This window comes from Bacillus silvicola (assembly GCF_050524305.1).
In the GTDB taxonomy this organism is placed as follows: Bacteria; Bacillota; Bacilli; order Bacillales; family Bacillaceae_G; genus Bacillus_A; species Bacillus_A cereus_AT.
Window position 1 is genome coordinate 1,197,768 of the sequence record NZ_JBNGVC010000012.1, and the last position, 15,663, is coordinate 1,213,430.

Genomic DNA, 15,663 nt, shown 5'->3' on the forward strand with positions numbered 1-15,663 from the left:
TTCTATATATTTCATCTCATATCTTTAATATAAATATATATCATGAGAGGAAATATATAATACTACATAAGTCGTATTAAAAAACAAGACACAGAAATATACTGTGTCTTGTTTTTTCATATTGTTAAATATCGATTCAACTGTAAATTCTTCATATCTTTCGTGTGCATAACAATATCAAAGGCACTTCCTAAGCCTCCGTTCAAAATCATAGAACGAACTGCTCGATTTCGTTTTTGAGTTTCAGAAAAAGGATTTGTATCTTGATGACTCGTAAGATGTTCTAATATCCCTGCCGCTAACAAAAACTCTGATTGCTTCCTATGCCATATCGTATGAATCCCTTGTAGCTCGAAAATCACCTTCAACTCATCCCAATGAACATGGGTAGTTAAATCCATTTCTCCTGGATATGCAAGAGGGTTACGAATTAGCTTATGCTTATAATATCCTCTTAAACTTCCTTCATGATGTGCAGGATGCATCCATTCTTCTCTTGTATAACCATAATCAACTGTAATACATATACCTCGCTGGAACCATTCCGCAATTTCTTCTATATACTCTTCCATTGCAATAGGTACCTCAAATCGCTGCCCCTCTGCAATATGAATATTATATTTCAATAAGTATCGACCAATTTTTTTCTCTACTGGCCTAAATACTTCTGCAAGGTCCCCTTCCTCTGTATACGTGATACGTACTTCATACAAAATTCCATTTCTTTTCTCAACTACTTCAACAGGAAACGCATCAAATAGTTCATTCGAAAAAATAATTCCTTCGAAAGACTCTCCCATTTCAATATACGATGTATAATACGATACATTATCAAATGAGCAAAGACTCTCCTGCTGTAATCTTCTATGAAAAGGGCTCACTTCAACAATTGAATAGTTTAAACTACTAAAGGTTTCCGGAGATAATTGTTTCCATTCTTGTAAAACATCATGGGCAAACTTTCCCGTTCCCCCACCAACCTCACAAATATTTGAAGAAACTTCTCCATTTTCAACAAGCCGAATAAAAAACTTAGCAAAAGTCTTCGCAAAGACAGAAGATACATTACTACTCGTAAAAAAATCTCCTTGTCTTCCAATTTTTTCACGTTCTCTCATATAATATCCATGTCCTTCTGTATATAATACGAGGTTCATATACGTACTGTATGAAATTGAATAATCCTTTTCTTTCCCCATCCATTCTCTTAAAATGAGCTCCATCCCCATAATAACTCCTTATTGTAAAAATGGATTATTTTCTTTTTCAAATCCAATGCTTGTCTCTGGACCATGCCCACATAGCACTGCTGTTTCATCTGGTAATACAAATAATTTCTCTTCAATACTTCCAATTAATTCAGCAAAGCTTCCGCCAGGCAAATCTGTTCTTCCAATACTCATTTGGAATAATACATCACCAGAAAATACGGCATTCGCCTCTTTACAATAATAAGAAATACTTCCTGGAGAATGTCCTGGTGTCTCAAAAATTTCAAAGTTAAAAGAACCGATCGTTAATGTACCTTCTGCATCAATAATTTGATCTGCCGGTTTCGCTGTAATACTGCGGTTCATCATAAAAATTTGCGATCCATTCACAGTTGCATCTCCTAACCAATCCGCTTCTTCTTTATGTACGTATACCGGAATACGAAAAGCATCTCTCACGGCATCAACAGCACCAATATGATCAAAGTGAGCATGCGTTAATAAAACCGCAAGGGGCTTTAACTGCGCTTCTTGTAAATATGTAACAAGTTTCTCTCCTTCATGACCAGGATCAAAAATAATACACTCATTTTGATCATTCGTTAAAATATAAGCATTTGTTTGTAATGGGCCTAAAGGCATTTGTGTCCATTTCATATAAAAATCTCCTCCAGTTATTGAACTTACTTTCAATGATACAACATTTCTTTCTCTTAGGAAAAGAAAGGATGCTATCTCGACATTCATTTTTAAAACATGTACAATATAAAAGAGTAAATATTCCAAAAACTCATCGTAAGAAATAAGAAGACAGAGGAGGATATTGTATGGGCCTTGTTATTATTTTTGCGCTAGTCACTCTGTTAGCTGTATTTGCTACGCTTAGAACACTTCGCGAAAAGAACTTTTTCGCGGGCGGTTTTGCAATTGCAACCGTACTCGTTTTCGGATGGTTTACAATCATGACTGTTCTATATAATGGGTACCCTCCAACAGCTTAATTCATTTACATGGAATTCTTCATCAAGATTTTGCATAAAAAGAGGAAGGGGTGCCCCTTCCTCTTCTCATATTTCACAACTTATATCATCTTCGCTTCGTATTTGTGCTTTTTTACAAGCCAAGCTCCTCCGATAACACCTGCGTCATTACCAAGTGTCGCAATTGCTAACTTTGTGCTCTTTACAGCACGTGAGAAAGCATATTGCTCGAAATAGCGTTGAATTGGTTCTAATAACGCATCTCCAGCTTTAGACACGCCACCACCAATAACAATTTTCTCTGGATTCAATGTGCTAGAAAGGTTTGCTACAGCTAATCCTAAATAAGAAGCCACCTTTTCTACTACTTCGCCTGCTAGCTCATCACCTTGTCCATGCGCTTCGAATACATCTTTTGATGTAATACGCCCTTCTTCTGCTAACATAGAACGTAAAATACTCTCTTTATCAGTCTCTTGTATTTTTTGCATAGCAACACGCACAATACCCGTTGCAGATGTTACTGTCTCTAAACAACCAGACTTTCCGCAATTACATGGGAAAGCATTCTCTGTAACTACTGTAATATGTCCAATCTCACCTGCAGCACCACTTACACCGTGTACAATCTCACCATTGGCGATTACACCGCCACCAACACCCGTGCCAAGTGTCATGCAAATTAAATCTTTTGCTCCTTCACCAGCACCTTTCCACATTTCTCCAAGCGCTGCTAAGTTTGCATCATTATCTATCACAACAGGTAATCCTGTTTCTACTTCTAGTAAATCTTTTAACGGATAATTTTTCCAACCTAAATTAACCGCTTCATAAATCATTCCAGATGCGACATGTACAGGACCAGGAGCTCCCATACCAACACCAATTAACTTGCTTTTTAATTCACCTAACTCTTCTAACTTTTTATCAATAGCTTTCGCTACATCAAGTGTAATATGTTTTCCTTGCTCATTTGTATTCGTAGGGATTTCCCACTTATGTAAAATTTCACCGTACACATTAATAAATGCTAATTTAATCGTTGTACCACCAAGATCAACACCAACTAACCATTTCTCTTCCATGTTGCTTACCTACCTTTATCTAATTCTTATTTATCTCTTTTTGAATTTCTTGCTTCAATAAAAATAAAGCTGTTTGATAGTCTTGTGGATCGATTAGCTGTGATTGATTTAATTCACGCAATTCATCTTGCATTAATTGTAAATCTGCAATTCGATCACCTGTGTAAATAATCGTACCAAATTTCTTTAGCAATTGTTGAATATCATAAATGGATATCATTTCATCACCCTCTATGCTTACTTACTATAAAAAATTATAATAAGAAAACGTTCACATATTTTATTATAATCAAGAAGAAAAAGCCTCGTCAATTTTTATTTGTCTATACAAGCCCATTTATAACCATTGTTCCTTTTTCTGTAATAATTTTTTCTACATTTTTATCAAATGGTTCAACAGGAATATGTTTTACCATTTGATAATCATAAGCTAATGATAGCGTTTTCCCTTTATAATGCACGAGATAACGATCATAGTAGCCGCCACCATATCCAATCCGTTCCCCTCGCCCTGTATAAGCTACTCCTGGCACGATAAGAAGATCAATTTCACACGCATTCACTTCTTCCGTAAACGCTGGAATCGGTTCACGTAAATTCATATATACTGTTTCTAATTGATCAAAATTACTAATTTTCCGGAAAGACATCGTTCTTGTCCCTTTATTACACTTTGGAACAACAATTTTCTTTCCTTCTTCCCAAGCTTTTTCGATAATAGGATATGTATTCACTTCATGTTCCATCGAGAGAGTGATTCCAATTGTTCTAGCTTCAATCCACTCTTTTTGCCCATACAACGAAACTGCAATTTGTTCCGATAAAGTTGTATACTGTTCTTCAGATAAAGAATTCATGCGTTCTATTATTTGTTTACGTAAACGTATTTTCTCTTCTTTCACACACTTTTCCCCCTTACAGTGACACTTTACTCTACGAGGATAGTGTATCACTTTTACATAGGAATCGCATAAAAAAAAGAAACAGTAGGAAAATATTCCTACTGCTTACTTTGTTTCACGGTGTAACGTAGACTTCTTGTCACGCTTGCAATACTTTTTAAGCTCGATACGCTCAGCGTTGTTACGTTTATTTTTCTTTGAGATATAGTTACGATCTCCGCATTCTGTACATGCTAGAGTAATATTCACACGCATTCTTATTTCCCTCCAGTACTAATAACTTAAATCAGACTATACTATAATACCACTTTTAAAATAAAAATTCTACACCTTTTGATATTGTCTAATTTTTTCTATAAGATTTTTCATGTTTTCCCTTGCTATCACTGGGTTTCTAGCATGTGAATACACTAAAAATTTTGGTTGTTTTGCGTCAGAAACGATATAAGACCACTCTTTTTCTGTATATTTGAACTGTACTCCTTCTAATATCCCGTCTTCTTTTCTTTCCATATCAGCCAATAATTTCCGCATTACTTTCCCTTTTTCCTTCCACGAACACACAACTTCATCACAAAGTAAATAGAGCGGAGGTGATTGCTCTATTATGCTGAGAAATGTTTTTCCCTGCAGTGCTATTAACTCAAATAATTTTCCTATTCGATATAAAATATCTCGCTTCCATCTTATTTGAAAAGACTTTTTTTCATCATGCATATAAAATAGAAGATAACAACCGCCCAATTTCAAAGACATTGGGTAAATTTCACCTGCTGATTCAAATAATAAATCAGGAATATCTACTTCTTCAAAATCAGTTCCTTGGTAAATATTACTATGATTATCATATAAATCGAATTGATTTCCTTGTTCAGAAAACATAAGCGCCATATTTGCTTTACTCGATTTCATCAAAGCTTTCACATGATCTTTTTGTTCCCCCGCATAAATCCATGTAACTGTGCACCCAAGCCTTTGCAGAAAGAGCATAAGTAACTGTTGTAACATATCATTTCTCTTATTAATAAGAAGATGGAACTTCTGTTTTTGTATTTTCTCTATATCAATGTGTTCTAATACTGCTTCTATATAATTATTTAAAGAAACATGAACCTGCTTACTTCGCCCCATTTCTTTCTCACATACGTAACGAAACGACTCAGACATATATAGTTGTTCGATCATTTTTTGCTGCTTATACGATAACATTCCATCCCTGCCATACATCTTTATAACAATCCCTCTATCACTTTCTACTTGAATAAAAACCCCACCTGCACAGTTCAAATTATGAATGGCATACTGAAAAAGTGACTCGTTCATTTCTTTACATTCCATCGTATGAATCCCAATACCATGAATAGCATGGAGGAATAAGTTTTTATAGGACGTTGTTTCTATATTTTCTTGACTTCCGATTAATATACTCTCTCCTTTTACAAAAAGAGAACCATAAGCCATTGCGGCTTTCACAATAAATTGAGGGGTAATCTCAACATTGCCTCTTCCTACAATCCGGCTTTTTTGTAACCATCCTGCCCCCTTTTCACTCTCTTGAACACCAGCAGAGCCTACTATTGAATGACTATCTATCACCTTATATGGCCATAGTTTTCCTTTTTGCTTAATTACTGTACTTTTCCCTATATGGCAACGGTCCGCTACGATACTTTTTTGAAAAAGTGTAACATCATCTTCAACCATTGTATGCTCTCCAATTGTTGTTTCTAGCAACTCACAATATTTTCCGATACGGGCGTTTGCAAAAACGATGCTTTTTTGAAGATGAGAATAACTTGAAACGATACTATTTTTCCCTATAATAGAGTACGGTTCAATTACAGCACCAGCACCAATTATTGCTCCTTCTCCAATAAAAGAAGGACCATGAATTTTCGTCCCTTTTCCTATCGTTACGCCTTCTCCCATCCACACCATTGGTAATACTTCTGTATATGGAATAGGCACCTTCAATTTTTTCGTCAACAAATCGAATTGAGCTTGCCGATATTGATCAAATGTACCAATATCTAGCCAATAGTCTTCTGATAAATATGCAAATAACGTATTTTTATTTGCCAATAATGGGAATACATCATGACTGAAATCAAAAAATCCCATGGATGGTATGTAAGAAAAAATTTCCGGCTCCATTATATAAATACCTGTATTCACAACATTAGAAACTACCTCATTCCAACTCGGTTTTTCTATATATCGTATAATTTCTTGTTCTTTATTCGTTACAACTAACCCAAATGAGAGTGGATTTTCTACTTCTTTCACAAACATCGTTACCATTCTCTTCTTCTGTTCATGAAATGCAATTCCTTCTGATAATTGAAAATCAGTTAGTGCATCCCCACTAATAACAACAAATGTTTCATCTAAAAAACTTTCCGCTTGCTTAATACTCCCTGCGGTTCCAAGTGGGGGAGAGTCTTCAAAATAATACAAGTTAACTCCCCATTTACTACCATCACCAAAGTACTGCTTAATAGCTGTACTCATATATTGAACGGTAATTGCAATTTCACGAATTCCATGCTGACGTAATAATTCAATATTATATTCAAGAACCGGCTTTTCTAACAATGGTAACATCGGTTTTGGAGTATTACATGTTAATGGTCTAAGGCGTCTTCCCTTTCCTCCAGCTAAAATAACCCCCTTCATATACTTCAGCCTCCACTTATATAATGTTCAAGAACTCCGTATACCACATATATATCATTTATCCCTCATTAACTGCAGTAAACGCCCGACTCCCACCTAACTTCTTTGCTCCAGCCAAATTTTAAGGTGGGAGTTTTACTGTCCGCAAATAGCGGGATAAATAAATGTACCTTTTAACCTTAGCAAAAAAGAAAGCGCTTACTATTAACTTAGCAAAATATTTAATAATACGTAATTAACACATATGTACTTATTTTTCCATTAATTATGATACATCTTATCATCATAAACTAAAGGAAACAACGAGCTTTTTTTGTCATGTTTTGACTAAAAAAAGCAGGTGATTTCTCATCACCTACTCTTTTCCTACTCATTCAATAAATAATGCTTTCCTTTTACTAAATAAAATACATTCTCAGCAATATTGGTAACATGGTCTGCTACACGCTCAATATATCTTGCAACAAAGGATAGTTGTGTAATTTGTGTAATCGCTTCTGGTTGTCCAGGGATAGAGGAAATAAATTCACGAATCGCCTTCCCATAAATTTCATCAACTGAATCATCCATTTCAGCAATTTGTCTAGCAAAAGTTAAATTTTCTTGCTCGTATGCTTCTAATGCTAAATTTAACATTTTATGAGCAATCTCAAACATTTCATCAAGATTCTGCAAGCTAACAACCACTTCTTTTTCTCCAAGACGAATTGTTGATTTCGCAATATTAACAGCGTGATCTGCAATTCGTTCTAAATCTGTCGCTGTTTTAATTGAAATGAAAATTCTTCGTAAATCACTTGCTACAGGCTGCTGCTTTGTAATAAGCATAAGTGCAAGGTCATTTATTTCTTCTTCTAAATTATCCATGCGATAATCACCATCAATGACCTCTAATGCTTTCTCTACATCTCTTTTGTGAAGCCCTTCCATAGCAATCAATAAAGCTTCCCTTGCTAATTCACCAAGTTCAACTACCTTTTGTTGTAACGTCTTTAAATCATATTGAAACTGTTCTCTTACCATTGCTTCTTCCCCCTCAATATTATGTGCATTATATATAAATCCCCTCCACAGCCTCTTGTACGTTTATTAAGCCTTGAGAAAAGAGAAATATTACTCCCCTATTTAAAATGAGGTGAAAGTGAGGAATGCCCTCTATTAAGAGGACATTTCCTCTTAGCCTTACAACGATATCAACCAAATCGTCCTGTAATGTAGTCTTCTGTTCGCTTATCTGCAGGTGTTGTAAATAATTTATTTGTATCTGTATATTCCACAACTTCTCCACTTAAGAAGAAGGCAGTTTTATCTGAAATACGTGCTGCTTGTTGCATGTTGTGCGTTACAATAACAATACTAAAATCTTTCTTTAACTCCTGAATTAGTTCTTCTACTTTTAATGTTGAAATTGGATCTAACGCTGATGTTGGTTCATCCATTAAAATTACGTCTGGCTCAATCGCTAAGCAGCGTGCAATACATAGACGTTGTTGCTGCCCACCAGATAAACCATATGCATTATCGTGCAAACGATCTTTTAACTCATCCCAAATGGCTGCTCCGCGCAAGCTTTTTTCAACGATTTCATCAAGTGTTTTTTTGTCACGAACACCATGAATTTTCGGTCCATATGCTACATTTTCATAAATAGATTTCGGGAATGGATTTGGCTTTTGGAATACCATACCCACATGCGTACGTAATTCTTCAACGGGATATGCTTTATCGAATATATTTCGTTCTCTATATTCGATAACTCCCGTAGTTCGAACGATAGGTACTAACTCTACCATACGATTTAACGTTTTTAAGTATGTTGATTTCCCGCAACCACTTGGACCGATAATCGCTGTTACTTCATTCTCATGAATACTTAAGTTGATATCTTTTAAAGCATGGTCTTCTCCGTACCATAAATTTAAATTTTTCGTATCAAACACTACTTTTTTTGGTGCTGCCTCAATCTTCTTCTCATTTTTCACCTGTACATTTACTACTGTTGCTACCATTTGAATTCCCCTTTCATCCACTTCCAACTTATTTTCGATTTCGTAACCATAAGACAAATATATTTATAAAGAGCAGCAATCCTAGCAAAACAATCATCCCAGCTGCTGCTACATACTGAAATTCCTCTTGTGGTCTACTCATCCAATTAAAAATTTGAATTGGTAAAACCGTAAATCTATCGAACATACTAAACGGAACATAATTTGCAAATGCAAGTGCCCCAATAACTAACAACGGTGCTGCTTCTCCGATTGCTCTCGATACCGCTAACGTACATCCTGTTAAAATCCCTGGCAAAGCTACTGGCAGTACAATTTGATACATCGTTTGCCATTTCGTAGCACCTAATCCGTAAGAAGCTTCTAATAAGGAACTTGGTACAGATCGAATCGCTTCTTGGCTAGCCACAACAACTGTTGGTAAGACGAGTAAACTCATCGTCAGTGCCGCTGCGATTATACTCTCTCCCAAATGGAGGGCGTATACGAAAATAGTTAATCCGAGTAAACCAAACACAACGGAAGGTACTCCCGCTAATGTTTGATTATTCAATTCTATTAATTTTTTAAAAACGGACTCTTTCGCATAATGCTCTAAATAAAGAGCTGTTCCGACCCCAAATATAAAAGAGACCGGTATAACAATACTCATAAATAATATTGTCCCTGACAAAGCAGCAGCAATCCCAGCTTCTTTCGGATTACGTGAAGCGAAGTTTGTAAAAAAATCTATTGAAAGATAACTCATACCTTTTTCAAAAATTTGAAACAATAAAATAAACAGAATTACGATTGAAAACAAAATCGCTATATAAAATAATGATTTGTAAATTCTATCTTTTAAAAAACGTGATGCCATATTTTCTTGTATTTTTTTATGATCTAACATTCGCATATTATGTCACCCTCCTAAAACGGCGCATAATATACTGCGAAATGATGTTCATAATAAAAGTAAACATGAATAAAGTCGCACCTACAGCATACATGCTGTAATAAGTAAGCGTTCCATGCGGAGCATCCCCTAAACTCACTTGTACAATATAAGCTGTTAATGTTTGAATGGAATGAGTCGGATCTATCGATATATTAGGTGTTGATCCAGCTGCAATAACAACAATCATTGTTTCACCAATCGCCCGAGAAGCTGCCAATATAATCGCTGCCATAATGCCCGTAAAAGCCGATGGAAATACTATTTGTTTTACCATCTCAAAACGAGTTGCCCCTAGCCCTAGTGAAGCTTCTTTAATTCCTTTCGCTACAGCGCTCATTGCATCTTCAGAAAGCGAGGCAACCGTAGGTACCATCATAAATCCAATCACAATGCCTGGGCTAATAGCATTAAAAAACTGCAAATCTGGTATGATCCGTTGTAAAAGTGGCGTAACAACTGTTAATGCGAAAAAACCATATACAATTGTTGGGATACCTGCTAGTAGCTCTAACAACGGTTTTAATATTTTCCGAGCACCATTTGAAGCATATTCGCTCAAAAATACGGCACACCCTAAACCGATAGGAATTGCTACAACCATAGCAATTGCTGTTACAAGAATTGTTCCACATATAAGTGGTAATATACCGAATTTAGGATCTTCAAAAAAAGGTAACCATTCTTGCTCCGTCAAAAAGGAGTATAATGATATTTTTTGAAAAAACATGATTGTTTCATTAGCCAACGTAATAATAATTCCAAGTGTCGTCACTATAGACACGCTAGCAATTATTTTTAGTAATAACGGAACTATTCGATTGATTCGCTGCGCTTTTTTTCTTCTATTTGTATTTCTCTCAATCAAATGTTGTACAGAAAATGTAATTTGACTTTTGTCATTATGAGCCAAAGATGAAAACCCCTTTCCACCCTGACATTACCTTTTTATTTCTGTTAACATCCGCAGCTGTTCATTGTATTTTTCTTTTGGCAATTTTACATATCCGACCTCTTCAGCGAGGTTGCCAACATGTTTAATCATAAACTCAACATAATTTGCTACATTCATTTTATTTCGGATAGATGCATCATTTACATAAGCAAATAGCGGTCTAGCTAAAGGCTTATACGCACCTGACTGAATGGTCTCTTTCGTTGGAAATACACCATTCACCTTTATTGCTTTCACCTTATCTTGGTTAGCCATATAATAAGCATATCCTACAAAAGCAATGGCATTTTTATCATTCATTACCCCTTGCATAATCACTTGATCGTCTTCAGACAAAGAGACCGTTTTTACAAGGCGACTATTTTGTAAGACAACATTTTGAAAATAATCATAAGTACCAGAGTCTACGCCTGGCGCATAAAATTTAATTTGTTCACGTGGCCATGATGAATGAATTTGCGACCATCGTTTTGAACTTCCATCTTCACCCCATAGTAGACGTAACTCGTCTATCGTTATATTGTTTACCCACGTATTTTGACGATTCACAACAATCGTAAGACCATCATAAGCAACCTCAAATGGCGTAAATTGAATGGAATTTTTCTTCATTGCATTTTCTTCTACACGCTTCATCACTCTCGAAGCATTGTTTATATCTACTTCTCCTTTACTGAAGCGATTAAATCCTCCTCCTGTCCCAGAAATGCTAATAGAAATTTTCACGTTTGGATGAGCCTTTGTATATTCTTCTGCTACTGCCTCTATAATAGGAAAAACCGTTGAGGATCCATCAACTCTCACTTCTCCCATTTCATTTGTAGCGAATGCAGTAGACATGTTATAAAAAAGAATACATGCCGATAATGTCAAAATCTTAATCGATACACTCATCCATTTCACGTGTTCTTCCTCCTAGAAGTAACCGGAAATAACAGGATTACAGATATAAGAATACTGCTAAACTATTAATTCGGTTTTAATTGTTTGTAAAAGTTTTGTAAAGTTCCACAAAAACAACTGTATACACAAACTTGATTTTCATTTTTGTACTTTAGATGCAGTAAATTTTCTAATCATCCATACAACTGCCATCTCCTAGTACATAAGACGAATTTAAAGCGTGTGCACCAATCTTGTTGTGTTCATCTTTTTTGAAACTACATGTTTCTTCAACATTTTACGCTTGTCCACATTTACTAAACCATATGCATAAAGCATAAAAAAAAGCACACTATCTTTTCAGATAGTGTGCTTTTTTTACAGCTTTTTTATTCATCATCTTGTGTATTACTTTTTTTCTCTTTTTCATCTTTTGGAGCTTCACCAGTTAATGCTTGTTTTTTCAAATCATAGTAAGCGTCCATAATTTCACGACCGATATATCCATTGATTCCTGTTTTATCATCATGTACCCATGGCACAACAACAGAAAATGCTACTTCAGGGTCTTCAAGTGGCGCATAACCTACTAATGTTAAGTTATATGTTTCAATACGCTCACCTTTTGCATTTCTACCAATCTCTTTATCTCCGCCATATACAGTTTGAGCTGTACCTGTTTTCCCAGCAGCTTTATATGGTGCGCCTGCAAAGTATTTCGTAGCTGTACCACCTGAATCGTTATACACTTGTCTAAATCCTTCTTGAACACGTTTAATTTGCGATTCAGGCATATCAACGCGATTTAATACTTTCGGTTCCATGGATTGAACAACTTTTCCAACTTCCTCTGGCTTCGCCGATGGCTCACGAATTTCCTTTACAACTTGAGGTTGCATACGATATCCACCATTTGCAATCGTCGAAATATATTGCGCTAATTGAAGAGGTGTATACGTATCATACTGTCCGATTGCTAAATCTAATAAGAAACCTGGTTGATTTCCTCTACCCATTTGACCAGCCGTTTCATTTGGTAAATCAATACCTGTTTTTACACCCAGCCCAAACTGACCAAAATAATAACGCATCGTATCAAATGCTTTTTGCGGGATATCTAAAGTACCGCCTCGTACGTATGGAACCCCTGCAATATTCATCGCAGTTTTAAACATATAAACGTTAGAAGACATTTTTAACGCTGTAAGGTCATTAATATACCCCATCGTTTTCCAAGATGACTTCGTAGGTGTCCCTTTTAATTTAATCGGTTCATCTAACAGTACGGATCCAGGTTGAATTGCACCAGTTTGATATCCCGTAAGTACTGTCGCACCTTTTACAGTTGAACCCATCGGATAAGAACTTGTCATCGTTCCTAATGCGAAATCTTTTACTTTCGTTTCGCCGCCCTCATTCACTAATTGTTTCCCCGCCATAGATAAAACCTCACCATTTTTCGGGTTCATCATTACAACGAATGCGCGGTCTAAAAGAGGTTCGCCCCCTTTAAATCTCATTAAGTTTTTCGCAAGAATTTCTTCTACGCGCTTTTGTAATTCCATATCGATTGTTAAATTCAGGTCGTTACCTCGTTGTCCTTGTGACACATTAATAGTTTCTAAAATATTACCATCTTTATCTGTAACATTTCTAACTTCAGCTTTTGTGCCATGTAAGCTATCTTCATATTGTTGCTCAAGGTAACTTTTTCCTACGCGATCGTTACGATTATAATCGCGAACAAGATAGTAATCTAATCGCTCTCTCGGTAACCCTTCATCAGAAGTCGTTACACCACCAAGTACACTTCGGAACATATCATCATACTTATATTTTCGTTCCCAGTCGACATTTGTATCTACACCTGGCAATTTCGCCAAATTTTCACTAATAATCGCGTATTCTTCTTCTGTTGCACCTTTTTTAACGATTTGCGGCGTCATTGCATATCCGCTTTCCATCTTACTTTTGATCGCCAATATTTCTAAATCTTTTGCTGACAGTTGATTAATCTCTTCTTCTGTTACACGATTTCGTTGACGTTCATCTAGTTCTTTATCGTCAATTTTATTCACTTTAAACTCTTCACGATCTTTTTTTGTGATTTTTGCCTCTGCTTCTTCTTTATGTAAAGCAAGCCAATAGTCTTTTTTATCGCGATCCGTTAACTTATCTGTCGGGACTTCAATTAAATCTGCTAACTTTTTCGCTGTTTCTAAGCGATCTGCTGCAGTTGATCCCTTCATTTTTGTAAATGTAATTGTACGAATAGGCTCATTATCTACGACCGCTTCTCCATTACGATCAAATATTTTCCCACGCGGTACAGGATTACTTATCGTTGAATTTTCTTTCTTCTCAACTTCATTTTTATATTCCTCACCACGAACAATTTGTACGTATCCAAGTCTTACAATAACCGCGGAGAACATTAAAAACACGCAAAAAAACAACACGTTTAACCGAAAGGGAACGTGGGTCTTTGTCTTTGTCTGGTTCTTTTTCTGCTTCTTGCTCATACAAACCCCCTCTACCAACAGCTATGTAATGTGAAAGGGACACCTTCATACAGGTGCCCTCACTGCTGTCTTACATCTTTTTCTATTCTAGCATAAAACACACGATAAGTTAACCTTCTGGTTCAGTTTGATTCTGTGTGGTTTCTTGTGCTACAACGCTGGTTTTGTTCACATTTCCCTCATCATATTTGACATTTTTAACCGCAAAATAAATAAGGAAATGTCCAGCTCCTAAAATACATAGTAAGAAAGGTAAGCTTTTTTCAGGTGGAAAGAATATAACAGCACATAAAAAACTTAAAATGGAACAAATTCTTCCAGCATTTAACCATAATTCCCTGACCACTACATATTCTACACGCCATTCTCTCGCCTGTTTTGCTCTACCAATTACATCGTATGTCATGGAGCCGTACGGAACGAGTAAAATGGGATATGCAACCGCAATACATGCTGCATAAATAAGTAATTTCGTATATGTAACATTGAAAATAACTAAAAATACAACCGCGTATAAAATAATACCACCGAGTAAAATTGCTTTTTTTCGCCATTCTTTCTTTAACATACGAGCAACTAAATAATAGCATACAAATGATACTGCAGAATTCACTAAACTATATTTCCCTAGTGCTAACTCGCTACCAGATGCTAAATAGACGTATACCGAAATAACGAAAATAAACGTTCCTTCTCTTAAACCTTGGAAGAAATGAGCGCGTGTAATTCTTCCCCAGTTTTCATCAACTCGCCGCTCTTTCAATACTTGTACAATTTCATAGCGCCCTTCACATTCTCTCTTTGATAAAAAAAAGCTTAAAACAACTGCAATCGCAAATAGCATTAACGAGAGGAAAAAAACGACAGTATAACCACTCCATTTTTCCATACGTGAAATTGTATATCCGGCTGCTATTGGCCCAATCATTCCAGAGAACGATGTAAGAAGTCCGAGAAAACCATTAAAAAAATCTCTTGTTTCTGGTTCTGTAATCTCAAAAGTCAACAAGTTAAATGCGAGCCAATAAAAACCATAACCAACTCCCAAAAGAGCTCCCATTAGTAAAATATAGTGAGAAGCACTTTTTCCCGCTACTAAAACGACGATAAAAAAAACAGCTAACGTGCCTACACCTATTCGTAATAAAATTGAACGATCAATACGTTTCGCTAATTTTCCGCCTACAAGAAATGTTAGGGGTTGCAATACCACGCTGGCCAAAGTATACAAGCCTAGATTCACATAATTTTGTGTTTGCTTCCATAAATAAATGTTTACAAACGTATTCGATAAAGAAATTGCGAGCGTGTATAAACCTCCTATAACGAGCAATAATACTAAATCACGATTCACTTCAACATCACCAATTACATGTTTCCACTTCATACACAACTCTCCTTTACTTCATGTTCTAGTCTTCCAAAGACAAGCTCAATTATGTAAAAGGAGAGCATAGAAAAAAGCTAAGAGAAAACTCCTAGCTTTTTTCTAGCTGTATTAACTTTA

15 protein-coding genes are annotated in these 15,663 nt (G+C 35.8%); 1 reads left to right on the forward strand and 14 read right to left on the reverse strand.

The features are described from left to right. Window positions 1-116 precede the first annotated feature (116 nt). On the reverse strand, window positions 117-1,229 hold the full coding sequence (locus tag ACP6L7_RS18170) for a class I SAM-dependent methyltransferase (RefSeq protein WP_097830683.1): 1,113 nt from the start codon (window positions 1,227-1,229) through the stop codon (window positions 117-119). 9 nt (window positions 1,230-1,238) lie between these two features. Further along, window positions 1,239-1,868, reverse strand: a complete 630-nt coding sequence (locus tag ACP6L7_RS18175) for an MBL fold metallo-hydrolase (protein ID WP_044737737.1) — start codon at window positions 1,866-1,868, stop codon at window positions 1,239-1,241. Between the two features lie 170 nt (window positions 1,869-2,038). Here ACP6L7_RS18175 and ACP6L7_RS18180 point away from each other — a divergent pair, with 170 nt between their 5' ends. After that, window positions 2,039-2,212 (forward strand): DUF2759 domain-containing protein, encoded by a 174-nt coding sequence (locus ACP6L7_RS18180; RefSeq protein WP_097830682.1) that lies wholly within the window; start codon window positions 2,039-2,041, stop codon window positions 2,210-2,212. 80 nt (window positions 2,213-2,292) lie between these two features. Here ACP6L7_RS18180 and glcK read toward each other — a convergent pair whose 3' ends face one another. From glcK to ACP6L7_RS18240, 12 genes are all read right to left on the reverse strand, one after another. Beyond that, the gene (gene glcK / locus ACP6L7_RS18185; protein WP_097830681.1) at window positions 2,293-3,276 is read right to left on the reverse strand and encodes a glucokinase; all 984 of its coding nucleotides are present in this window, start codon (window positions 3,274-3,276) and stop codon (window positions 2,293-2,295) included. A gap of 19 nt (window positions 3,277-3,295) precedes the next feature. Further along, window positions 3,296-3,496, reverse strand: coding sequence for a YqgQ family protein (locus ACP6L7_RS18190; RefSeq protein ID WP_002173470.1), 201 nt, complete (start codon window positions 3,494-3,496; stop codon window positions 3,296-3,298). 103 nt (window positions 3,497-3,599) lie between these two features. Then, the gene (locus ACP6L7_RS18195) at window positions 3,600-4,178 is read right to left on the reverse strand and encodes a 5-formyltetrahydrofolate cyclo-ligase (RefSeq protein ID WP_097830680.1); all 579 of its coding nucleotides are present in this window, start codon (window positions 4,176-4,178) and stop codon (window positions 3,600-3,602) included. 105 nt (window positions 4,179-4,283) lie between these two features. Then, window positions 4,284-4,433: a 50S ribosomal protein L33 gene (rpmG, locus tag ACP6L7_RS18200; protein WP_001265616.1), complete on the reverse strand. Its 150-nt coding sequence runs from the start codon at window positions 4,431-4,433 to the stop codon at window positions 4,284-4,286. A 69-nt stretch (window positions 4,434-4,502) separates the two neighbouring features. Next, window positions 4,503-6,854 carry a sugar phosphate nucleotidyltransferase gene (locus ACP6L7_RS18205; protein ID WP_097830679.1) on the reverse strand — a complete coding sequence of 784 codons (2,352 nt, stop codon included), beginning with the start codon at window positions 6,852-6,854 and terminating at the stop codon, window positions 4,503-4,505. Window positions 6,855-7,220: 366 nt separating this feature from the next. Next, entirely contained in the window at window positions 7,221-7,877 is a 657-nt protein-coding gene (gene phoU / locus ACP6L7_RS18210) for a phosphate signaling complex protein PhoU (RefSeq protein WP_097830678.1), read from the reverse strand. A 170-nt stretch (window positions 7,878-8,047) separates the two neighbouring features. Then, window positions 8,048-8,863 (reverse strand): phosphate ABC transporter ATP-binding protein, encoded by an 816-nt coding sequence (gene pstB / locus ACP6L7_RS18215; protein ID WP_097830677.1) that lies wholly within the window; start codon window positions 8,861-8,863, stop codon window positions 8,048-8,050. A 28-nt stretch (window positions 8,864-8,891) separates the two neighbouring features. Beyond that, window positions 8,892-9,758 (reverse strand): phosphate ABC transporter permease PstA, encoded by an 867-nt coding sequence (pstA, locus tag ACP6L7_RS18220; RefSeq protein WP_097830676.1) that lies wholly within the window; start codon window positions 9,756-9,758, stop codon window positions 8,892-8,894. A gap of 1 nt (window position 9,759) precedes the next feature. Then, window positions 9,760-10,710, reverse strand: coding sequence for a phosphate ABC transporter permease subunit PstC (pstC, locus tag ACP6L7_RS18225; protein ID WP_097830675.1), 951 nt, complete (start codon window positions 10,708-10,710; stop codon window positions 9,760-9,762). A gap of 27 nt (window positions 10,711-10,737) precedes the next feature. Next, on the reverse strand, window positions 10,738-11,655 hold the full coding sequence (locus tag ACP6L7_RS18230) for a PstS family phosphate ABC transporter substrate-binding protein (protein WP_098361906.1): 918 nt from the start codon (window positions 11,653-11,655) through the stop codon (window positions 10,738-10,740). Between the two features lie 368 nt (window positions 11,656-12,023). Then, complete coding sequence (locus tag ACP6L7_RS18235; RefSeq protein WP_097830673.1) at window positions 12,024-14,156, reverse strand: peptidoglycan D,D-transpeptidase FtsI family protein; 2,133 nt, start codon at window positions 14,154-14,156, stop codon at window positions 12,024-12,026. Window positions 14,157-14,265: 109 nt separating this feature from the next. After that, the gene (locus tag ACP6L7_RS18240; protein WP_430529351.1) at window positions 14,266-15,543 is read right to left on the reverse strand and encodes an MFS transporter; all 1,278 of its coding nucleotides are present in this window, start codon (window positions 15,541-15,543) and stop codon (window positions 14,266-14,268) included. Between the last annotated feature and the right edge of the window lie 120 nt (window positions 15,544-15,663).